Genomic DNA, 22,489 nt, shown 5'->3' with positions numbered 1-22,489 from the left:
TCAATGATGAATCGGGATGAATTTGACCGCTATATCGCGGCTGGCTTTAATCGTATTCCAGTCTCACGCCGTATCTTGGCTGACCTCGACACTCCCCTCAGTGCTTATTTAAAACTCGCCGATGCTCCCTATACCTATCTGTTTGAATCGGTACAAGGTGGGGAAAAATGGGGACGCTATTCGATTATTGGCTTAGCCGCTAAAACAGTAATCCGCGTTTATGAACACCGTATTGAGCTACACCAAGCGCATCAAGCTATTGAGCAGTTTGAAGTACAAGATCCACTCCAATGGATTGAACACTATCAAACCCAATTTAAAGTCCCTGACCTACCAGAATTACCGCGTTTCAATGGTGGCTTAGTGGGTTATTTTGGTTATGACACTATTCGCTATATTGAACCTAAACTCGCCAAAACCACTAAACCCGATCCTATTGGCACACCGGATATTCTCTTAATGGTGTCTGATGAAGTGATTGTGTTTGATAACTTGCGCGGTGAGATGTATCTGATTGTGCTCAGTGATGCGCAGAGCTTTGATCTGGCTACCCGTCGACTCGATGCTTTAGAAACGCAACTACAAGAAGCTCGCCGCCTCTATCAAGCGAGTACCAGCACACATGCTATTGATGAGCATGATTTTATCTCTGGTTTTACTGAGCAAGGCTTTAAAGGAGCTGTCGCCCAAGCACGCGAATATATTAAAGCAGGCGATATTATGCAGGTGGTGCTCTCACAGCGCATGACTCTGCCTTTTAATGCGCCCCCGCTGGATTTATATCGTGCCTTACGCCGCCTCAATCCCTCGCCCTATATGTATTTCTTGAATTTAGAAGATTTTCATATTGTGGGTTCTTCACCAGAGATACTGGTACGCTTAGAAGATAATACCGTCACGGTGCGCCCAATTGCCGGTACAAGACGACGCGGCTTAACCGAAGAACAAGACAAGGCATTAGAGCAAGAACTATTAAACGACCCTAAAGAACTCGCTGAGCATTTAATGTTGATTGATTTAGGGCGCAATGATACGGGGCGAGTCAGCCAAATTGGTTCGGTACAATTGACCGATAAAATGGTGGTGGAACGTTACTCGCATGTGATGCATATCGTCTCGAATGTCACAGGGCAATTACTCCCTAATCAAACCGCGATGGATGTGCTACGTGCCACCTTCCCTGCGGGCACAGTGAGTGGTGCACCCAAAATTCGTGCCATGGAAATTATTGACGAACTAGAACCCGTAAAGCGTGGCATTTACTCAGGAGCGGTGGGCTATATTGCTTGGAATGGCAATATGGATACTGCAATAGCCATTCGCACCGCCGTGATTAAAGACGAACAGCTCTATATCCAAGCAGGTGCGGGGGTGGTTTATGATTCTGTGCCGCAAGCCGAATGGGATGAAACCATGAATAAAGGGCGTGCTGTGTTTAAAGCGGCGAGTGCAGCACTCGCTGGTCTCAATGGTAAACATCGTTAAGGAGCAAGGCTATGAAAATTCTAATGATTGATAACTATGACTCCTTCACTTTCAACCTCGTCCAGTACTTAGGCGAACTGGGGGCTGAGGTGATTGTAAAGCGTAATGATGAGATTCCTGTTGAGGCGATTGATGCTATTGCACCCGATAAAATTATGCTCTCTCCGGGACCTTGTACCCCCAATGAAGCAGGTATTTCTCTCGCTACCATTGAGCGCTATAAAGGCAAAATTCCTATTTTTGGTGTGTGTCTAGGTCATCAATCCATAGGGCAAGCCTTTGGTGGGCGTATTATTCGGGCTAAATCTATTATGCACGGTAAGACCTCGCAGATTTATCATACAGGTGTCGGGGTATTTAGTGATTTACCTAGCCCCTATCAAGCTACGCGCTATCACTCCTTAGTGATTGAACAAAGCACACTGCCGGAGTGTTTAGAAGTGACCGCTTGGACCCAACACGAGGATGGTTCGATGGATGAAATTATGGGAGTACGCCATAAAACGCTAGCCGTAGAAGGCGTGCAATTTCATCCTGAATCTATTTTGACTGAGCATGGTCATGCTATGTTGCAGAACTTTTTAAACGGTCGTTAATTAATACACAGGTATAGAAGGAAGTGGTTAGGTATCTTTCTTCCGCAGTCGCTGTGAATACATCCTTGTACGCTACAAGTCGGCATCCATGCCGACAAGACTGCTCCAGAAAGACACCTAACCACTTTACGCTGAATAAGTGTCTTTTTGACTAACAAAGGACTATGTTGTGAATACTATAGTAGTTAAACCAGTCAGTTTATTGCGCCGCCTAGGGGCGATGTTATATGACACTATGCTGATTGGAGCGACCGTTTTTATTATGGGTGGCATTATTAATACCATTGTTAGTCAACTACTGGGCTTGCCCGAAATTCCCCCGCGCTCTACTTTGGCTAATCTGCTGTTTTTGCTCGAAGTAGGCATGATTTATGGTTTATTAGCTTGGTTTTGGACACATGGTGGTCAAACTTTAGGGATGCGAGCTTGGAAAATTAAAGTAGTCACCTTTGAAAATAACCCACTCAATTGGCAGCAAGCCACTATGCGTTTTATTGTAAGCTTAGCCAGTCTAGCCGCTCTAGGTGCGGGTTTTATGATTGCACTATTTGACCCTGAAAAACTGACTTGGCACGACCGCTATTCACGCACCAAACTGATCTCCGCACCCCGCTAAGAATAATCAGATTCGTTAGTAACTCTAAAACCTATTAAATGGAGTCGCACTGCCTGAAGCCACTGAGCTATGGTATAGTGCGACCATTTCACACTATGCCACTAAAGGATTCTCTGCAATGCAATACTCATTTCAATCGGGCGTTCATCCTGCAACCTTAACTACTGATTGTATTGTACTAGGCGTTTATGCCGATAAGACTTTATCGCAAGCTGCCCAATTAGTTGATGAAGCGAGTGCTGGTGCATTGCAAAATCACCTAGCCATAGGTGACTTCACAGGTGAGAAAAACACTAACAGCATGCTTTACGCCGTTAAGAACGTCACCAGCCCTAGAGTATTGCTAGTAGGATTAGGTGATAAAGCCAAATTTACGGTAGATAGTTTAAACAATGCTACCCGTACCGCTGCTAATGTCTTGAAAAAAGCTAATCTGACTCAAGTAAGTTCTTTCCTCATCCAAGAATTAGCTAGTGAGCACTACGCTTTAGCGGTACGCCACAGTTTGCTTACACTAGGCGATGTGTTTTATACCTTCAATGCCTATAAAAGTAAGCCGGAAACTGCACCTAATCTTAATCAATGGAACTTAGCTCAGACTGAAACTTGGGAGGGCGAGTTAGCTTTACAACAAGGGTTAGCCATTCAACGCGGTAATTACTTAGCACGCGATTTAGGCAACGCCCCCGGCAATGTATGTACACCCACTTATCTCGCGCAAAAAGCACAAGAATTAGCGAATAGTCACTCCACTGTGCAACTAACCGTCCTTGAAGAAAGTGATATGGAAGACCTTGGTATGGGTTCATTTATGTCAGTCTCTAAAGGTAGTGACCAACCCGGCAAAATGATTGTTTTGCACTATCAAGGGGCTAGCGCTGAAGCTGCGCCTGTGGTCTTAGTCGGTAAAGGTATTACCTTTGATACGGGCGGTATTTCCATAAAGCCAGCACTTGCTATGGATGAAATGAAATACGATATGAGTGGTGCTGCCAGTGTGCTGGGTAGTTTTCAGGCTTGTGTGGAAATGCAGTTGCCTTTAAATGTAGTGATGATTATTGCAGCGGCTGAAAATATGCCTAGTGGTCGTGCTAGTAAACCCGGTGATATTGTGACCAGCATGTCTGGCAAAACTATTGAAATTCTCAATACCGATGCAGAAGGACGTTTGGTGTTGTGTGATGCCTTGACCTATGCTGAGCGTTTTAAGCCCGCTGCTGTGGTAGATGTGGCGACTTTAACTGGCGCTTGTATTACCGCTCTGGGTCATCATACCAGTGGCTTATTGAGTAATAATGATGCCCTGGCCGCTGAGTTATGGAGTGCGGGTCAACAAGCTGATGATGAAGTCTGGCGCTTACCGATGAACGATAAGTATCAAGAGCAACTCAAAAGTAATTTTGCCGATATGGCAAATATTGGCGGCCCTGCCGGAGGAACCATCACGGCGGCTTGTTTCTTATCACGCTTCACTGAAAGCTATCCTTGGGCACATCTAGATATTGCAGGGGTGGCATGGAAAAGCGGGGCAGCTAAAGGCTCAACTGGACGCCCTGTGCCCTTACTGACTCAATGGCTCTTAAACCGTGTTGCAGCTGCTTAATAGTTACCTAATATTTATATGACTAGCATTCGCTTTTACGTGCTTAAGTCCAATCAATTACAAGCAAGACTATTGCTTGCTTGTAAATTGATTGAAAAGGCCTATAGCCAACAATTAAAAACCTATGTGCATACTCAACATGCGGCTATGAGTATGCAATTGGATGAGCTGCTATGGACTTATAATGATTTCAGCTTTATTCCACACGAACTAGCGCCTAGCCCTAAAAAAGATAGCCCCGTTCTCATTGGGCATGATTATGAACCAGTTGAAAATTGCGACTATTTAATTAATCTGTCTGGTGATATGCCCGCTTTTTTTGCTCGATTTGAGCGCTTTGCTGAAATTTTAGATCAGGACGAAACTATTTTGCACGCTGGTCGCAAACGTTACCAATTTTATCGCGATCGTGGCTATACTCTAGACTATCATACGCTCGGTTAGTACCACACCCCAATACTAACCCAGTGTCTGGCAACATTGCTTAACCTATTTATAAAGCGATAAGAAACATAATGCCTAAACATGATCGTTTTGATACTACCATTCGCATTCCGGTGGTCACTGACTTGGTAGCTCCGGGGGATGCAGAGACTATACGTAAAGCGCGTGAGCGCAACCCCCGTGCACTGGGAGCGGCTTATGAGCATACTTTAAAAATCCGTATGGCGGACATTCAATCAGCCACCGGTCAAGATGAATATGGAAAATTGGGTCGCGCACACGCTATCCGCTCCGAAAGTAATAAACGTCTAGCCCATCCTAATGTAGACGCTGATACTAAAGCGAACGCGGATGATTTCGCTGACTATGCGCCACCCAATAAAGTGGCACACGAATAAATCACAGACTTTATTTAAAAATAATACCTAATATCTCACGCTCAGATTTATGGGCTGCTTCTGCCACTTGTTGTATCGTTTGGTTAGGGTCGGTGACTGCAATCCCTGCTGCTTGTAAACGTTGTGTAACAGCTTCTAGAGGTTGTTGCTGTACCGCTGCTATAGCACTGATAGGCGCTCGCTGTAGCGCATCTAATGCCTTCACTTGGGGTGGCTTGCCACCAGTATCTAAACCTAGGGGCAGTAAAGAGGCTACTGTTAATACACTGAATAAGCCTATCACTCCTAGAGGTACTACTTGAGTAAAATAATTTTTAAAAGCCCGCCAATTGACGCTTAAATGCAACGCTACTCCCAACACCATAAACCAACTCAACCACTCATGAGCCGGTTTAGCTAAACCTAGATTCCAGTGAAAAAATAATACTATGCCTGTTACAGTAGAAATAACAAAAGAACCAATAGTGAGCGGTGTAGCCCACGAACGTAAATAACTCATTGACTAAGACTCATTGAATAGAACATGAGCTGAATACTAACCACTAATCAGGTAAATTGTGCGTCAAAAATATGCAAATATTAAGATTACTAAGGTGCTTGAATACATGACTCAAGTACACTAAATAACCATGAATAAAGCTTGCCCCTATTAGAATTAGACTCTCGTTTCAAAGTGATAGGTTGTGCTAGGTTATGGCGGCTCGTAGCGCACTAAAAGGGTGATAAAATGAGGTACTTAATACTTGCTTGTTTAACCCGTTTAGGGCTACAGTTCAGGCAGTGTTCCGACTAATCAGTGTAATAATATGGTCTTACAACTCAAAAATAATCACCATAAATTATGCTAATATTAACTAAATAAAGCTGTTGAATTATGCAAGTACTCACATTTAGTGAGGCTCGTCATCTTGTAGCTCGCACTGGGCTAGGTGCTGAGTGGGAGACAATACAAAAACTGGTGGGTAAACAAAGGTCAGTAGCAGTCGATTTAATATTAAATCAGCCTGTTAGCTTGCCAAAAGCTCCTCCAGCTTTGTCACCTTGGAACAAGTTAGAGCCTTTAAGACAAGTCAACGCGCAAGGTCGCAAACAAGCTTGGATGATTGCCCAGCGCGAGGGTAAGTTATTACAGAGCTGGTGGATTAATCATCTAATCTATACCAGATCGCCTTTCATTGAACGGATGACTTTGTTTTGGCATGGGTTATTTACCTCATCTATTCAAAAAACTTTACAACCCAGTTTTCTGCATAAACAAAATCTATTATTACGTACTCATGCACTAGGCAATTTCAGGCAATTACTTCATTCAATTGCCAAAGACCCTGCGATGTTAGTCTATCTTGATGGACATCAAAATATGCAGTCGAGTCCTAATGAAAACTTTGCACGGGAATTATTAGAGCTATTTACTTTAGGTCGTGGGCATTATCGTGAAGCAGACGTTAAAGCCGCTACTAAAGCATTTACTGGTTGGACACTCGACCCACACAGTGGTTCCTTTACTAAACGTCGTGATCAACACAATACTAATCGTATTACTTTTCTAGGTCGCAGTGGGCAATTTGATGGCGAAGATATTTTAGATATTTTGCTGCAACAGCCGCGTACTGCTGAATCTATTGTTATACAGTTATGGCGTGAATTCATTAATCCAGATCGTTTAGATACTGGCAGTATTCGTCAATTGGCTCAGGTATTTAGACAAAGCAATTATGATATTAAAACCCTTATGCGAGCTTTACTGAATCATGAAGCTTTTTGGGCTAAGCATAATCGTGGCACTATTATTAAATCACCTATTGAGATTTTAGTGGGCACTATACGAATGATTCCCTATCCGCCCGAAACTATTACTGAAATGGTTAATTTATGCAGACTATTAGGGCAAGAATTATTTGATCCTCCTAATGTAAAAGGTTGGGCAGGGAATCAGCATTGGATTAACAGTCAAACCTTATTAGTACGCACTTCTTACTTAACTAAATTATCGCGGGGTAATTTAAATAGACGAGTTAATACCGGATTAAATCTACCCAAAACCAGTAATGAACAAATACAAGAGTGGATGCTTGCCATACCGGCGGTAAATCCATTACCGGAGATACCGGGGGATAGACGTTTAGTGCGTGGGTTATTATTAGACCCCGCTTTTCAATTAGTCTAGTAATATTAATGAATCATTATCGAATTACTTTACCTAATTCGACAGTGTGTAGCGCGAGTAACGAAGCCTTATGAAACGGCGTGATTTTTTAAAAGTAGCAGCAACTTTACCTACTTTTAGTATCCTACCTATTACCAGCGAAGCCGCACGAACTAATACTAGCCCAGATAGGATTGTAGTATTTGTTAAATTAGCAGGTGGTAATGATGGATTGAATATGGTAGTACCCTATCAAGATCCTCAATATTACAAACTACGTCCTACCGTTGCAGTACCCAGACATTTAGCCTTACCTTTAGAACAAAACATGGCACTCAATCCGTATATGAAGGCGCTAATGCCTTTATGGAAAGCGGGTGAAATTGCTTGGCTACAGGGTATAGGCTATCAGAATACTGATCTATCTCATTTCCGTTCTTTAGACATTTGGGAAACAGCCAGCTCAGTTAATGAGTATAAAACAGAGGGTTGGCTTAATGATGTATTGCCTCGTTTTAAGCCGGGCTTGCATGGTATTGTTTTGGATGAAGAAGCAGGTCCATTTTGTGGTAAAGATTGTAATGCAATTGCTATGCAAAGCCCTGAGGTATTCTTAAGTCAGGTCAGTTTAGTAGATGATATAAGACCTAATACCTATAATCCTGCGCTTAAACATATTACCCAAGTACAACATCAATTATATGCAGCAGGTAATCAATTACGTACTAAAATGTCTCGTCCACAAGGGTTAAATGTACCTTTTTCTACTAGCGTATTTGGTAGACGTTTAGAATCAGTAGCCAAAATGATTGTTAATGGTATTGATGCCGCTGCTTATAAAGTTGAGTTAGACGGTTTCGATACTCATGTGAATCAAGTGGATGTGCAAAGTAATTTGCTACAGCATTTAGCCGTAGGTTTAGCCTCGTTTGCCAATGCTATGAAAAGAGCCGGTAAATGGGATAATGTTATCGTAGTTACTTACTCAGAATTTGGACGCAGAGTACAAGAAAATCATGGACGTGGTACTGATCATGGATCAGGCTCAACTCATATAGTTATGGGAGGGCGTGTAAGAGGTGGTTTGTATGGGGATAATCCACGACTAACTGAATTAGATCATAATATGAATTTACCTAGCCATATGGACTTTCGCAAACTATACGGCACTATTACCCAAAACTGGTGGCGGCAGAATAATCCTTGGGCAGGTCTAGGCGTTCTACCTATTATAAGTTAATCACCAGAAACCATCAGAAGCATGAAAAAGTGTATTAGATCTAATGCACTTTTTTACTCACACCTTTTAGATTGAATCTAGGTTATCGTAAAATAAAAAAGCCCTGAGTATCAATAGATAGTCAGGGCTAGAAATATAGCTTGGCACTGACCTACTCTCACATGGGGAAACCCCACACTACCATCGGCGATACTGCGTTTCACTTCTGAGTTCGGGATGGGATCAGGTGGTTCCACAGCTCTATAGGTACCAAGCAAACTTTAAGGGTATCGATGAAGCATGTGCTTATTTAGGTTGGTCTATTTCACCAACAGGGCTTCATCACCCAATCTAGGAAAGTCATCAAACGTGTGTACTTATCTACTGAGTACCGTAGATGCTACCCGCACCCCAGTACCCTCAATCTCAACCGCGCAAACCGCTACGGGTTATAGAATCAAGCCTCACGGGCAATTAGTATGGGTTAGCTTCATACATTACTGCACTTCCACATCCCACCTATCAACGTCGTCGTCTCCAACGGCCCTTTAGGAGAGTCTAGCTCTCAGAGAGTTCTCATCTTGGGAGGGGCTTCCCGCTTAGATGCTTTCAGCGGTTATCCCGTCCGCACATAGCTACCCAGCAATGCCACTGGCGTGACAACTGGTACACCAGAGGTGCGTCCACTCCGGTCCTCTCGTACTAGGAGCAGCTTCCCTCAAAACTCTAACGCCCACGGCAGATAGGGACCGAACTGTCTCACGACGTTCTGAACCCAGCTCGCGTACCACTTTAAATGGCGAACAGCCATACCCTTGGGACCTGCTTCAGCCCCAGGATGTGATGAGCCGACATCGAGGTGCCAAACACCGCCGTCGATATGGACTCTTGGGCGGTATCAGCCTGTTATCCCCGGAGTACCTTTTATCCGTTGAGCGATGGCCCTTCCATGCAGAGCCACCGGATCACTAAGACCTACTTTCGTACCTGCTCGACGTGTGAGTCTCGCAGTCAAGCGTGCTTATGCCTTTACACTATCCTCTCGATTTCCGACCGAGATTAGCACACCTTCGCGCTCCTCCGTTACTCTTTGGGAGGAGACCGCCCCAGTCAAACTACCCACCATGCACTGTCCTAGATACGGTTATATCTTAGTTAGAACGCCGAACATACCAGGGTGGTATTTCAACGGTGGCTCCACTCGAACTAGCGTCCGAGCTTCTAAGCCTCCCACCTATCCTACACAGGCAGGTTCAGCGTTCAGTGCAAAGCTGTAGTGAAGGTTCACGGGGTCTTTCCGTCTAGCCGCGGGTACACTGCATCTTCACAGCGATTTCAATTTCACTGAGTCTCGGGTGGAGACAGTACAGCCATCGTTACGCCATTCGTGCAGGTCGGAACTTACCCGACAAGGAATTTCGCTACCTTAGGACCGTTATAGTTACGGCCGCCGTTTACCGGGGCTTCGATCAAGAGCTTCGCCTTGCAGCTAACCCCATCAATTAACCTTCCGGCACCGGGCAGGCGTCACACCCTATACGTCCACTTTCGTGTTTGCAGAGTGCTGTGTTTTTGATAAACAGTCGCAGCTGTCTGGTCTCTGCGGCCTCCAGTAGCTATTCACCACCAGAGGCGTACCTTCTCCCGAAGTTACGGTACCATTTTGCCTAGTTCCTTCACCCGAGTTCTCTCAAGCGCCTTGGAATTCTCATCCAGCTCACGTGTGTCCGTTTGCAGTACGGTTCAGTTATACCTGAAGCTTAGAGGCTTTTCTTGGAAGCGGGGCATCGACTACTCATGTCCCGTAGGACACTCGCCATCACGCCTCAGTATTAAGATCCCGGATTTGCCTAAGATCTCTACCTAAACGCTTAGATACACATCCAATAGTGTTCTAGCCTAGCCTTCTCCGTCCCCCCATCGCAGTATAACTAAGTACGGGAATATTAACCCGTTTCCCATCGACTACGCATGTCTGCCTCGCCTTAGGAGCCGACTAACCCTGCGCCGATTAACGTTGCGCAGGAAACCTTGAGCTTTCGGCGGACGGGTTTTTCACCCGTCTTATCGTTACTTATGTCAGCATTCGCACTTCTGATACCTCCAGCAAACCTTCCAGTTCACCTTCACAGGCCTACAGAACGCTCCTCTACCACTTGCCTTACGGCAAATCCCTAGCTTCGGTATATGGCTTAAGCCCCGTTGAATCTTCCGCGCAGGTAACTCGACCAGTGAGCTATTACGCTTTCTTTAAAGGATGGCTGCTTCTAAGCCAACCTCCTGGTTGTCTGGGCCTTTCCCACATCGTTTCCCACTGAGCCATAATTTTGGGACCTTAGCTGAGGGTCTGGGTTGTTTCCCTTTTCACGGCGGACGTTAGCACCCGTCGTGTGTCTCCCATGCTCGCACTTCTCGGTATTCGGAGTTTGCAATGGGTTGGTAAGCCGGTCAGGGCCCCCTAGCCATAACAGTGCTCTACCCCGGAGAGTGATACATGAGGCTCTACCTAAATAGATTTCGAGGAGAACCAGCTATCTCCGAGCTTGATTAGCCTTTCACTCCGATCCACAACTCATCCCCTGGCTTTTCAACGACAGTGGGTTCGGACCTCCAGTACCTGTTACGGCACCTTCATCCTGGTCATGGATAGATCGCCCGGTTTCGGGTCTACACCCAGCGACTGAACGCCCTGTTCAGACTCGCTTTCGCTACGCCTCCCCTATCGGTTAAGCTTGCCACTGAATGTAAGTCGCTGACCCATTATACAAAAGGTACGCAGTCACCCCGTAGGGCTCCCACTGCTTGTACGTACACGGTTTCAGGGTCTATTTCACTCCGCTCTCCGCGGTTCTTTTCGCCTTTCCCTCACGGTACTGGTTCACTATCGGTCGGTCAGTAGTATTTAGCCTTGGAGGATGGTCCCCCCATCTTCAGACAGGATTTCTCGTGTCCCGCCCTACTTAATATGTCCTCTATGACGTTTCGTGTACGGGGCTATCACCCGCTATGGCCATCCTTTCCAGAATGTTCCACTACCCCATAAAGATTCGGCTGTTCCCCGTTCGCTCGCCACTACTGAGGGAATCTCGGTTGATTTCTGTTCCTACAGGTACTTAGATGTTTCAGTTCCCTGCGTTCGCTTCCTGTTCAGGATACTCTACATGTAGAGTGGGTTTCCCCATTCGGACATCCATGGATCAATGCTCGTTTGCAAGCTCCCCATGGCTTTTCGCATGCTACAACGTCCTTCGTCGCCTCTGACCGCCTAGGCATCCACCGTGTACGCTTAGTCGCTTGATTCTATAACCCTTAACGGTCTATTGTTCCTTTTGCTGTTGCATGATACTGTATCAGTGTCTAGAGTCGGGTTAAAAAGGATTATTGCTAAGGCTTTTTAATCACTTCCTTCATGTCGTAAGGTTGCCCTATCTTCATGATGGATACTGTCAGTAGGCTTCATGCCGCACAATAGCCAGGTTATAGTACAACTATAACTTGAACGATTTTGCTTGAGATTGTTTTGTTCTTAAGTGCGTTACCACTTAAGCTTAGTTTACTCTCGCTTGATGCTTTCCTATTTTGTTAAAGAACTCAGCTATAATCTTTTTATAGCTGATTTGGCTAATGCCATATAATAACACTCAACCCCTGTTCAGTCTCACTGAAGGTGTCGAATGCTCTTATATCGCATTAGTCGCTTAAGTACCTAGACCTGACCGTCGTCAACGCTAAGATGGTGGAGCTAGACGGGATCGAACCGACGACCTCCTGCGTGCAAAGCAGGCGCTCTCCCAGCTGAGCTATAGCCCCTTTTAACCGAGTGGTGGGTCTGACAAGACTTGAACTTGTGACCCCACGCTTATCAAGCGTGTGCTCTAACCAACTGAGCTACAGACCCTCGCGTCCCAGTTAGGCTCGGGTACTTTCAAATAAACTTGTGGGGGTGCTCGAATCATCCTTGCTCTTAAAGGAGGTGATCCAGCCGCAGGTTCCCCTACGGCTACCTTGTTACGACTTCACCCCAGTCATCACTACACCGTGGCAAGCGCCCTCCTTTCGGTTAAGCTACCTGCTTCTGGTGCAACAAACTCCCATGGTGTGACGGGCGGTGTGTACAAAGTCTGGAACGTATTCACCGCGACGTTCTGATTCGCGATTACTAGCGATTCCGACTTCATGGAGTCGAGTTGCAGACTCCAATCCGGACTACGACCGGCTTTCTGGGATTTGCTCCACCTCGCGGTCTCGCGTCCCTCTGTACCGGCCATTGTAGCACGTGTGTAGCCCAGCCCGTAAGGGCCATGATGACTTGACGTCATCCCCACCTTCCTCCGGTTTGTCACCGGCAGTCTCCCTAGAGTTCCCACCATGACGTGCTGGCAACTAGGGACAGGGGTTGCGCTCGTTGCGGGACTTAACCCAACATCTCACGACACGAGCTGACGACAGCCATGCAGCACCTGTGTACAGGTTCCTTGCGGCACTCCCCAATCTCTCAGGGATTCCTGCCATGTCAAGGGCTGGTAAGGTTCTTCGCGTTGCATCGAATTAAACCACATGCTCCACCGCTTGTGCGGGCCTCTCCCACATTCTAGTCTACCAGTATCAGATGACCTGCCTAGGTTGGTCTCAGGGATTTCACATCTGACTTAATAAACCACCTACGTGCGCTTTACGCCCAGTAATTCCGATTAACGCTTGCACCCTCCGTATTACCGCGGCTGCTGGCACGGAGTTAGCCGGTGCTTCTTCTCTAGGTACCGTCATCTTCGTCCCTAGCGAAAGTGCTTTACAACCCGCAAGGCTTTCTTCACACACGCGGTATTGCTGGATCAGGCTTGCGCCCATTGTCCAATATTCCCGACTGCTGCCTCCCGTAGGAGTCCGGACCGTGTCTCAGTTCCGATGTGGCTGATCATCCTCTCAGACCAGCTATGGATCGTCGCCTTGGTGAGCCTTTACCTCACCAACTAGCTAATCCAACGCAGGCTCATCCAATAGTGGTAAAGCCTTTCCTCCGTAGAGCGTATGCGGTATTAATCTGGATTTCTCCAGGCTATCCCCCGCTACTGGGTAGATTCCCACGTGTTACTCACCCGTGCGCCACTCTAAATTACGAAGGGCTTACCGTTCGACTTGCATGTCTTAAGCATACCGCCAGCGTTCAATCTGAGCCAGGATCAAACTCTTCAGTTTAATCTTGTGCTGATTCATCCAGTCACTGACAACGTTAAACGCCTTCAATAACCGCTAACCAGCGTGTTTCTTTGCTCAGAATATATAATAGTGAATTACTTTCTTGACGAAAGTGAATACTTGATACATTCTGTTACTACAGATGATTCAAGCACCCACACAAGTTTATTTGATTGCTTTTTAAATAACGCGTTAAGGTCTTGCTTAACGAGAGGTGCGCATTCTAGTTCGTGCTTCGTAGTCTGTCAAGCGCTTTTTGCTATAACCTACTACTTGTTTTTCACTTACCTGATTCGCACCGGAATCTTTTATTTCCTAAACAAACTCAGCTACTGGTCACTACTAACTACTTGATTTCGCTTTCGTTTTTCAGTCCGCCGCGTCGTTCGGAGATGCGCATTATATACATCTCCTCCTCTCCGTCAACTACTTTTTTTATGAATTTTTAAATTATTTTACGGTGATACGAGCAAACTTACGCTTGCCTACTTGGAACACACCCGCAAAACCTTTAGTAATCAATAGGTTTTTATCCTCTACACGCTCACTATCAATTTTCACTGCATCCTGCTCAATCATACGTAACGCATCTGACGTACTACTACATAGACCTGCTTGCTTTAGTAAAGACGCAATTTTAATACCTTCACCGTCTATACTGAGTTCAATTGCCTGCAAATCATCGGGTAAAGCACCCTTTTGGAAACGTGCAATAAAACTCTCGCGGGCAGCCACCGCCGCTGCTTGATTATGGAATCGAGCAATTAATTCTTCTGCTAACAAGAACTTCACATCGCGCGGATTTTTACCTGCTGCAACCTCGTCTTTGAGCTGTTTAATCTCAGCCAATTTACGAAAACTGAGCAAGTCAAAGTAACGCCACATCAACTCATCCGAGATAGACATGATCTTACCAAACATATCGTCCGGTTTATCCGTAATACCGATATAGTTACCTAGAGACTTAGACATCTTATTCACACCATCTAAGCCTTCTAGTAAAGGTACAGTCATCACAACTTGTGATTCTTGTCCGTATTGCTTTTGTAATTCACGCCCTACTAACAAGTTGAACTTCTGATCAGTGCCCCCTAACTCTACATCCGCTCTCAAAGCCACTGAATCGTAACCTTGCGCTAAAGGGTATAAGAACTCATGAATAGCAATCGGCTGGTTAGATTTATAACGCTTATTGAAATCATCACGCTCTAGCATACGAGCAACGGTATGTTTAGCCGCTAATTGAATTAATCCAGCCGAACCTAGTTCAGTCATCCAAGTCGAGTTAAAAGCAATCTCAGTACGTTCTGGATCGAGGATTTTAAACACTTGCTCTTTATAGGTTTCGGCATTTTGTAGGACTTGTTCACGCGTGAGCGGCGGACGAGTGGCTGATTTCCCAGTGGGATCACCAATCATGCCTGTAAAGTCACCAATCAAGAAAACCACCTGATGACCAAACTCTTGAAACTGACGCAGTTTATTAATCAGTACCGTATGTCCAAAATGCAAATCAGGTGCAGTAGGATCAAATCCTGCTTTCACACGCAATGGCTGGTTCTTTTTAAGTTTCTCGATAAGTTCTGTTTTGACTAGAACTTCCTCAGTGCCACGCTCTAATTCTTGCAGTTGATCGACAATATGCTCCATATACCTATCTCATGATTTGACAACAAAATACTTTTAGCCTAAAAAGGCAGGGCTTAGCTTAGCATGAAACGTCATCCGTGTTACTTTTTTGCTAGGATAGGATTTTATAATTGATCAGTGATTAACCCCATCGCAATTGGGTTTAAGGACTTACCCTTAACTAAAGTACTTGCTGTTAATCTTAACTTTAGCCATCAAACTGATGTATTACATGGAGTATCCACTTTGCTGAATTCAGGACAAAGGCGACCCTCCTCTAATAAGAATAAAAAATGGAGCCAAGCTATGGAGCGTTATAATCTCCCTAGCGGGGGTATTGAAGTTATTATTACTCATGATCACAAAATTACGACCCGCACACCCTATCTTGCTCCCATTGATAAAGCGCTAACGACTCATAAAATTGCGCAAACTTTAAATGCCTCCCACGTCTATCATCCTTTCCGCTACTTTATTACACGTACTCTAATGGCTGCATTAGTCTTAGCAGCTTTAGGCAATGTCCCTGTTTATTCTAGGCTCTCTGTCGATAGTTCTGGCACTTTAGATGAGCATATCAACTCGGCTTTACAAATAGAGCAAGAGTTGGCTAATTTGGACCTGATAGATAGTAATGCCGAGGCAGAAACCGAACGTTTGCTAGAGTTGGAATTAGAAAGCTATCAGTATAATCCTTTTAACTCTAATGGAGAGGTTGTTATGCCTTCTCCTAAAGACAGTCCTACTGAACCAACCACTACCCCTCTGGCGAACACTACTGAAACCCTCAATATTCCTCCTATACCGCAACCTAGAGCAGCGGAGTATGGGCGTTGGGAGCATAAGGTTTTAACAGACAATCAAACCTTAGCAGCCTTTCTTAAGGCACAAAAGCTGGATCAGATAGTTACTAAAGTCGCTGAAAACCCAACTATTAGTGCTAATTTAAAAGAGCTAAAAGCCGGACGTAGAGTATTCTTACGTACTAAAGGTGAGGAGCTAAACCAACTCATCTATGCACAAGATGAGAATAAAGCCTTTGTCATAACGCGCTTTGGTTCGCAATACCAAGGAGAATGGGACACTACCTATTACACGGCTCGGCAAACTGAACTCGGTTTTCAGATTGATACGTCTTTGTCTAAGTCTGCCCATGACGTAGGCATTCCTAGCACCATCACGAAACAACTGATTCAAGCCTTTAAAAATGAGATCAATTTTCGCAATTTTAAACAAGGCGACCGCATTGCTGTCATTTTTGAAGACTTTCGTTATAAGGACAAAAGTATTTATAGCGAAGACCTGCTAGCGGCTGAAATTCAGCATGATAATAAAACTCTGCGTCGTGTGCGTTTTAGCTTAGCGGAGGGTAAAGCTCATTACCTAGACCCTAATAGTGGCGTTGAAGTCTTACAACGTACTGCTTTTAATCGACGCCCTATTCAAGGGGGACGAATGAGTTCAGGGTTTGGCTTTCGCTCCCATCCGGTGCTAGGTCAGTGGCGGCTACATAAAGGCACTGATTTTGCAGCACCGAGCGGCACACCGATTTATGCCACCGGTGATGGTACTGTTAAATTTATTGGACGCCAAAAAGGCTACGGTAAGGTTATTGAGCTAGCGCACGAGGGTAATATCACCACTTTATACGGTCATATGTCTGCTTTCAAACAAGGGCTTGAAGCAGGTAGTACGGTACAGCGTGGTCAGGTGATTGGTTATGTCGGTTCTACAGGACGTTCAACGGGTAATCATGTACACTATGAATTCCGTCAAAATAACGAAGCTTTAAATCCTATGACGGTTGCATTACCAAAAGCAGGGTTATTAACACCTGAAGAACGCTTGGCCTTTAATCGCTCGGCAACACGTTTTGTTAAACGCTTAGCACAACTTCAACTCGCTAATGATCCTGCCATCAATAACATAAAGTTAACACAGCAGGCAAATTAATGGGTGAGTCAACACCTTCTTATTATATCGGGCTAATGTCTGGCACTAGCTTAGATGGTATTGATACCGTTTTAGCTAGTTTTGAACACCAAAGTGTGCAACTACAACACGCACTCTGCTATCCACTAGACAGTGATTTACGTCAACACATTAATCAGATGCTATCCCCCGAATGGCACGGTAGCCTAGTTGACTATGGTCATCTTGACCAATTATTAGGTATTCAGTTTGCGCAAGCAGTCAATGCACTACTAGAACAGGCTCAACTAGAGCCTAAGCAAATAAAAGCTATTGGCAGTCATGGTCAAACTTTGTGTCATGCACCGAATGCTAGTCTACCTTTTACTTTGCAAGCAGGTGATCCTAATCAAATTAGTGAGCGTACCGGTATTACTACCATAGCTGACTTTAGGCGGCGTGATATGGCAGCCGGAGGTCAAGGCGCTCCGCTAGTACCGGCGTTTCATCGAGCCGTATTCTTTAGCTCTGAGACTCATCGCACCGTACTAAATATTGGCGGACTCGCTAATCTCACCGTTCTTAACACGGATCGTGATGCGCCGGTGTATGGATTTGATACCGGCCCGGGTAATACCTTAATTGACCAGTGGTGCTTCAAATATACAGGGCAACACTATGATAAAAATGGCGACTGGGCACGTAGCGGTAATATCCACCCCGAAGTCCTAGAAGCTATGCTCAAAGACCCCTATTTCAAATTAGCCCCGCCTAAAAGTACCGGACGCGAGCATTTTAATTTGGGTTGGGTAGCACAAAAATGCAGTCACCGTGAACTAGCCCCCGCTGATGTACAAACCACGCTAACCGAGCTTACTGCTATCACCATTAGCCAAGCTATACAAGCACAGGCACCTCAAACGCAAGAACTGGTTATTTGTGGGGGTGGGGTACACAACCGCTATTTATGGGAACGGATTCAATATCATTGCGACCCTATTAAATTACTCAGTACAGCAGATTTAGGGGCTGATCCCGATTGGGTAGAGGCTCTGGCTTTTGCGTGGTTTGCCAAGCAAACACTCGAAGGCAAACCTAGTAATATGCCCTCAGTTACCGGAGCTAGAGGTGAGCGTATTTTAGGTGCAATTTATCCAGCCTAGTAATATGCGCTTATAAAAAAAGCCCGTCAGTATAGTGCTGTTCGGGCTTTTAAATCTTGAAGTCTATTGACTTAACTTTACAGTAGACCGCGTTCATCTAACCAAACCTTACGAATAGCATCTAAGGTTTTATCGCTTAGTTTTTCAGGCTCATCCTCAAACTCATCTAGCTCTAGAATCAATGCCCGTAATTGCGCATTTTTAATATTGGCTGGATTTAAATCAGGATGTGCTTCGTCTAATTCAATCGCAATATCTTGTTTATCCCGACATTTCAGACCCATCGCTGTTCTCCCTCGTCATAAAAATATTTAAGCTAGCGATAATCTTGTATAATTTTTACTGAGTTGCCGCTGAACCAATGAGAAATTTTAGTCTAGACCCGCCTCATCAATCCATGCCATTTGAATAGCTTCTAAAATTTTTTCATTAGAGCGATCCGGTAAATCATCGAAACCATCTAGTTCAGTGACCCAGCGATGTAAATCAGTAAACCGAATATAGCGCGGGTCGACATCGGAATGGGTATCATATAATTCCTGAGCAATATCGATGGTATCAGTCCATTTTAAACTCATAATCAATCTCTCCTAGTGCTGTTCAGAAACCATATTAATCGTGTACTTAGGTAGCTCAATCACCAAATCCTCATCGGCGACCAGTGCTTGACAACTCAAACGTGAGTCGGGATCTACTCCCCAAGCTTTATCTAAATAATCCTCTTCTAGATCACTCGCTGGCTCCAATGAGTCCCCGCCCTCACGTACATAGACATGACAGGTAGTGCAAGCACATGACTTCTCACAAGCATGTTCAATTTCAATATGATGTTGGAGCGCTGCATCGCAAATGCTAATGCCTGCCTCGACCTCAATCATCGCACCTTCGGGACAAATGACCTCATGGGGTAAAAAGATAAGTTTTGGCATGTGTTAACCTCTAAATTCATCCACTGTATGTCCCGCCATAGCGGCACGAATACTATGATTCATACGGCGCTCAACATAAAAAGCCGCTGTTTGTTCTAACTGCTTAATAGCTGTTTCAATTAGCTGCGGCTCATGGCTTTGCCGCACTAAGGCTAGTTGTTCGCGTGCTGCTCCAATGAGTGCTTGCTCGTCACTACTGAGTAATTCAGAACCATCCTGCTTTAATGCAGAATCAATAGCCTCTAGCACGCGCTCTGCTTCTACTTGTTGCTCGCGTAAGCGTCTAGCCACTAAATCCTCATGTGCATTTGCCATGGAATCTTGCAACATGCTAGCTATTTCATCATCACTTAAACCGTAAGAAGGCTTCACCTCGATACTTGCTTTGACCCCACTGGTTAGCTCTTGAGCACTCACATTTAATAAGCCATCAGCATCGACTTGGAAAGTCACACGAATGCGTGCAGCCCCTGCCACCATAGGCGGAATACCACGTAATACAAAACGTGCTAACGAGCGACAATGTTCAACAGTATCGCGTTCACCTTGTAGCACATGAATCGACATTGAGCTTTGTCCGTCTTTGAAGGTAGTAAACTCTTGGGCACGCGTAACAGGGATAGTGGTATTGCGATTAATAACTCGCTCTACTAAGCCCCCCATAGTCTCTAATCCTAGAGACAGCGGAATCACGTCCAACAGCAACATTTCGGCATCAGGCTTATTACCCGCTAAGACATCAGCTTGCAACGCCGCACCCAATGCCACCACGCGATCAGGGTCTAGTGAGCATAAAGGCTCGGTTTGGAAAAATTCAGCGACTTGTGCACGCACTAACGGTACGCGAGTCGATCCTCCGACCAAGACTACATATTGAATATCATCTTTACTCAATCCCGCGTCACGGACTACCCGCCGACAAGCTTGAATAGTTTTTTGTACTAAGGGCTTAATTAGCTCCTCCAACTGACTACGGGTTATATGCCCTTGCCACGTCCCTAGTTGAACTGATACTGCTAATTCAGCACTTAATTGCTCTTTTACAGTACGCGCCGTGACTAACGCTTCTCGGAGGATTTTGGGATTATCAGATGCACTTAAATGCGCTTGTTGTAGTAGGTATTCGGCAAGTGCATGATCCAAATCATCTCCACCTAAAGCTGAATCGCCTCCTGTAGCTAATACCTCAAATACTCCCTTTTCTAAACGTAAAATGGAAATATCAAAAGTTCCGCCCCCCAGATCATAAACTGCAATGACTCCCTCCGCTTGATGGTCTAAGCCGTAAGCAACCGCCGCTGCGGTCGGCTCATTCAGGAGACGATAAACGTTTAAACCAGCCAAAGTGGCTGCATCACGGGTGGCTTGGCGCTGGGCATCATCAAAATAAGCAGGAACTGTTATTACTACCCCACTTAACTCGTCCCCTAATGCAGCCTCGGCTCGCGCTTTAAGTGCTTTTAATATTTGAGCTGACACTTCTACCGCTGTCACAGCACCAGCACTGGTTTGAATGCGTGGTACTGAACTGTCATTAGTCACCAATTTAAAAGGTAGTTGACCTGCAAGCGTCAATATATCTTGTTGCCCACGCCCCATTAAGCGCTTGACGGAGGCTATAGTATTAAGTGGATCTGTGAGTTGATAGGCTTTAGCCGCATCGCCTACTAAGGGGGAAGCATTGGCTGAATAGTAAACAATAGAAGGCAATAAATGGCTACCCTGTTCATCTGCTAGGGTTACAGCCTCGCCACTACGCACCGTGGCAATGAGTGAATTGGTTGTACCTAAATCAATACCTGCCGCTAATCGACGTTGGTGTGGAGCAGTAGCCATACCCGGCTCTGATATTTGCAGCAGTGCCATATTTGTTCCTTTTGCAATGAGTAGATTTTAAACGTCTAAGCGCTCTTGTTGGCGGCGAATTTCTTCTTGTAAACGCTCATAAAAACGTAATTTCAATACGACTTGCTTAGCGACTTCTAACTGTTGCGCATCCCATGCTTGAGCAAACTCATGATAGAGTACCGAATTAGCATTCTGAATCTCGCTGGCTACCTCATCCAAAGCCTCTAAAGGCTCGACACTCTCCAAAGCCTCATCAATAGCTTCACGCCATTGCATTTGCTGCATGAGAAAGCCCTTATCCTGAATAGTATCTAACTCATCGTTTAAGACACTACCCGCTTGCTCTAGTAAATAACGCGCTCGTAAACGAGGATTTTTTAACCCTGTATAGGCTTCATTGATCAACGAAGTAGTTTGCACTGCCAAACGTCTTTCGACATCCGACTGGTTAGCAAAACGATCAGGATGAAATTGGGTTTGTAATGCTCTAAAACGTTGAGTGAGCAACGCTTGGTCTACCTCGAACTGCACAGGTAGACCAAATAATTCAAACCAATGGGTAGCGAGTGAGGGGGAGATCATTAGCATTACACACTAAAACTCTCACCACAACCACAACGCGCTTTTTCATTGGGGTTAGAAAATTTAAACCCTTCGTTTAAACCCTCACGGGTATAATCCAGCTCAGTACCGTCTAAATAGACTAAGCTTTTAGGGTCCAAAACGACTTTAACCCCACGATCTTCAAAAACAGTATCCGTCGCTTCTACTTGATCTACGAACTCCAAGGTATAGGCCATACCTGAACACCCAGTGGTCTTTACTCCAAGGCGTAAACCCATGCCCTTACCACGATTAGCTAGAAACCGTTGCACACGCTCTGCGGCTGCCTCAGTTAAGGTAATCATTAGTGATCCTGCTCTTGTTGTTTGTGTTGATAATCTTCAATCGCGGCCCGAATAGCATCCTCTGCTAACACAGAACAGTGGATTTTTACAGGAGGTAAATCCAATTCCGCAGCAATATCCGTATTTTTAATCGCGCGTGCTTGATCTAAAGTTTTACCTTTGACCCACTCAGTTAGGAGACTACTAGAGGCAATAGCCGAACCACAACCATAGGTTTTAAACTTAGCATCTTCAATAACGCCTTGTTCATTGACCTTAATCTGTAATTTCATCACATCGCCGCAAGCAGGAGCACCTACCATTCCTGTGCCCACACTTCTATCACCCTTGGCAAAACTGCCCACATTACGGGGGTTTTCATAGTGATCAATTACTTTTTCGCTGTAAGCCATTTTAAT

The 22,489-nt window shown here is 45.1% G+C and carries 19 protein-coding genes, 2 tRNA genes and 3 rRNA genes; 10 read left to right on the top strand and 14 right to left on the bottom strand.

Translation table 11 applies throughout. The annotated features are described in order from the left end of the window. The first annotated feature begins 6 nt into the window (after positions 1–6). From trpE to IPL34_RS08635, 6 genes are all read left to right on the top strand, one after another. Entirely contained in the window at positions 7–1,485 is a 1,479-nt protein-coding gene (gene trpE / locus IPL34_RS08660; protein WP_296843054.1) for an anthranilate synthase component I, read from the top strand. Between the two features lie 11 nt (positions 1,486–1,496). Continuing rightward, complete coding sequence (locus tag IPL34_RS08655) at positions 1,497–2,081, top strand: aminodeoxychorismate/anthranilate synthase component II (RefSeq protein WP_296840676.1); 585 nt, start codon at positions 1,497–1,499, stop codon at positions 2,079–2,081. 169 nt (positions 2,082–2,250) lie between these two features. Next, positions 2,251–2,697, top strand: a complete 447-nt coding sequence (locus IPL34_RS08650; protein WP_296840673.1) for an RDD family protein — start codon at positions 2,251–2,253, stop codon at positions 2,695–2,697. A gap of 118 nt (positions 2,698–2,815) precedes the next feature. Further along, a complete protein-coding gene (locus IPL34_RS08645) occupies positions 2,816–4,300 on the top strand; it encodes a leucyl aminopeptidase (RefSeq protein WP_296840671.1) in 1,485 nt (494 codons plus the stop codon). Between the two features lie 18 nt (positions 4,301–4,318). Continuing rightward, a complete protein-coding gene (locus IPL34_RS08640; protein ID WP_296840668.1) occupies positions 4,319–4,744 on the top strand; it encodes a DNA polymerase III subunit chi in 426 nt (141 codons plus the stop codon). Between the two features lie 71 nt (positions 4,745–4,815). Further along, positions 4,816–5,142 carry a hypothetical protein gene (locus IPL34_RS08635; protein ID WP_296840665.1) on the top strand — a complete coding sequence of 109 codons (327 nt, stop codon included), beginning with the start codon at positions 4,816–4,818 and terminating at the stop codon, positions 5,140–5,142. 10 nt (positions 5,143–5,152) lie between these two features. On the opposite strand, the gene IPL34_RS08630 is transcribed toward IPL34_RS08635, so the two are convergent. Next, positions 5,153–5,641: a DUF4405 domain-containing protein gene (locus tag IPL34_RS08630; protein WP_296840662.1), complete on the bottom strand. Its 489-nt coding sequence runs from the start codon at positions 5,639–5,641 to the stop codon at positions 5,153–5,155. A 375-nt stretch (positions 5,642–6,016) separates the two neighbouring features. Here IPL34_RS08630 and IPL34_RS08625 point away from each other — a divergent pair, with 375 nt between their 5' ends. Both IPL34_RS08625 and IPL34_RS08620 read left to right on the top strand, forming a co-directional pair. Further along, the gene (locus IPL34_RS08625; protein ID WP_296840658.1) at positions 6,017–7,309 is read left to right on the top strand and encodes a DUF1800 domain-containing protein; all 1,293 of its coding nucleotides are present in this window, start codon (positions 6,017–6,019) and stop codon (positions 7,307–7,309) included. A gap of 70 nt (positions 7,310–7,379) precedes the next feature. Beyond that, positions 7,380–8,528 carry a DUF1501 domain-containing protein gene (locus IPL34_RS08620; protein WP_296840655.1) on the top strand — a complete coding sequence of 383 codons (1,149 nt, stop codon included), beginning with the start codon at positions 7,380–7,382 and terminating at the stop codon, positions 8,526–8,528. Between the two features lie 138 nt (positions 8,529–8,666). On the opposite strand, the gene rrf is transcribed toward IPL34_RS08620, so the two are convergent. From rrf to tyrS, 6 genes are all read right to left on the bottom strand, one after another. After that, positions 8,667–8,782: ribosomal RNA gene (gene rrf, locus IPL34_RS08615) — 5S ribosomal RNA — on the bottom strand. 178 nt (positions 8,783–8,960) lie between these two features. Further along, positions 8,961–11,807: ribosomal RNA gene (locus tag IPL34_RS08610) — 23S ribosomal RNA — on the bottom strand. Positions 11,808–12,241: 434 nt separating this feature from the next. Next, positions 12,242–12,317 (bottom strand) — tRNA-Ala (locus IPL34_RS08605). Between the two features lie 11 nt (positions 12,318–12,328). Further along, a tRNA-Ile gene (locus IPL34_RS08600) sits at positions 12,329–12,405 on the bottom strand. 68 nt (positions 12,406–12,473) lie between these two features. Further along, positions 12,474–13,703: ribosomal RNA gene (locus tag IPL34_RS08595) — 16S ribosomal RNA — on the bottom strand. Together the 16S, 23S and 5S rRNA genes with 2 tRNA genes alongside form the textbook arrangement of a ribosomal RNA operon. Positions 13,704–14,153: 450 nt before the next feature. Further along, positions 14,154–15,353 carry a tyrosine--tRNA ligase gene (gene tyrS / locus IPL34_RS08590; protein ID WP_296840653.1) on the bottom strand — a complete coding sequence of 400 codons (1,200 nt, stop codon included), beginning with the start codon at positions 15,351–15,353 and terminating at the stop codon, positions 14,154–14,156. Positions 15,354–15,638: 285 nt separating this feature from the next. Here tyrS and IPL34_RS08585 point away from each other — a divergent pair, with 285 nt between their 5' ends. Both IPL34_RS08585 and IPL34_RS08580 read left to right on the top strand, forming a co-directional pair. After that, positions 15,639–17,285, top strand: a complete 1,647-nt coding sequence (locus IPL34_RS08585; protein ID WP_296840651.1) for a M23 family metallopeptidase — start codon at positions 15,639–15,641, stop codon at positions 17,283–17,285. Next, the gene (locus tag IPL34_RS08580; protein ID WP_296840648.1) at positions 17,285–18,406 is read left to right on the top strand and encodes an anhydro-N-acetylmuramic acid kinase; all 1,122 of its coding nucleotides are present in this window, start codon (positions 17,285–17,287) and stop codon (positions 18,404–18,406) included. Before IPL34_RS08585 ends, IPL34_RS08580 begins: the two co-directional genes overlap by 1 nt. Positions 18,407–18,483: 77 nt before the next feature. Here the strand turns inward: IPL34_RS08580 and iscX (IPL34_RS08575) are convergent, their stop codons facing one another. The 7 genes from iscX (IPL34_RS08575) to iscU all read right to left on the bottom strand — a co-directional run bounded on the left by iscX (IPL34_RS08575) (position 18,484) and on the right by iscU (position 22,483). Then, the gene (gene iscX / locus IPL34_RS08575; protein WP_296840646.1) at positions 18,484–18,690 is read right to left on the bottom strand and encodes a Fe-S cluster assembly protein IscX; all 207 of its coding nucleotides are present in this window, start codon (positions 18,688–18,690) and stop codon (positions 18,484–18,486) included. An 87-nt stretch (positions 18,691–18,777) separates the two neighbouring features. Next, a complete protein-coding gene (iscX, locus tag IPL34_RS08570; protein WP_296840644.1) occupies positions 18,778–18,984 on the bottom strand; it encodes a Fe-S cluster assembly protein IscX in 207 nt (68 codons plus the stop codon). A gap of 12 nt (positions 18,985–18,996) precedes the next feature. Beyond that, the gene (fdx, locus tag IPL34_RS08565; RefSeq protein WP_296840642.1) at positions 18,997–19,335 is read right to left on the bottom strand and encodes an ISC system 2Fe-2S type ferredoxin; all 339 of its coding nucleotides are present in this window, start codon (positions 19,333–19,335) and stop codon (positions 18,997–18,999) included. Between the two features lie 3 nt (positions 19,336–19,338). Beyond that, positions 19,339–21,201, bottom strand: a complete 1,863-nt coding sequence (gene hscA / locus IPL34_RS08560; protein WP_296840641.1) for a Fe-S protein assembly chaperone HscA — start codon at positions 21,199–21,201, stop codon at positions 19,339–19,341. A gap of 27 nt (positions 21,202–21,228) precedes the next feature. Then, entirely contained in the window at positions 21,229–21,771 is a 543-nt protein-coding gene (gene hscB / locus IPL34_RS08555) for a Fe-S protein assembly co-chaperone HscB (protein WP_296840638.1), read from the bottom strand. After that, on the bottom strand, positions 21,771–22,091 hold the full coding sequence (gene iscA / locus IPL34_RS08550) for an iron-sulfur cluster assembly protein IscA (protein ID WP_296840635.1): 321 nt from the start codon (positions 22,089–22,091) through the stop codon (positions 21,771–21,773). Before iscA ends, hscB begins: the two co-directional genes overlap by 1 nt. Beyond that, positions 22,091–22,483 carry a Fe-S cluster assembly scaffold IscU gene (gene iscU / locus IPL34_RS08545; protein ID WP_296840634.1) on the bottom strand — a complete coding sequence of 131 codons (393 nt, stop codon included), beginning with the start codon at positions 22,481–22,483 and terminating at the stop codon, positions 22,091–22,093. The genes iscA and iscU overlap by 1 nt, the downstream gene beginning before the upstream one ends. Positions 22,484–22,489 lie beyond the last annotated feature (6 nt).

This window comes from Thiofilum sp. (assembly GCF_016711335.1).
GTDB lineage: Bacteria > Pseudomonadota > Gammaproteobacteria > Thiotrichales > Thiotrichaceae > Thiofilum.
Note: the sequence above shows the minus strand (reverse complement) of the source record. Positions and strands in the feature narration are given on the sequence as shown.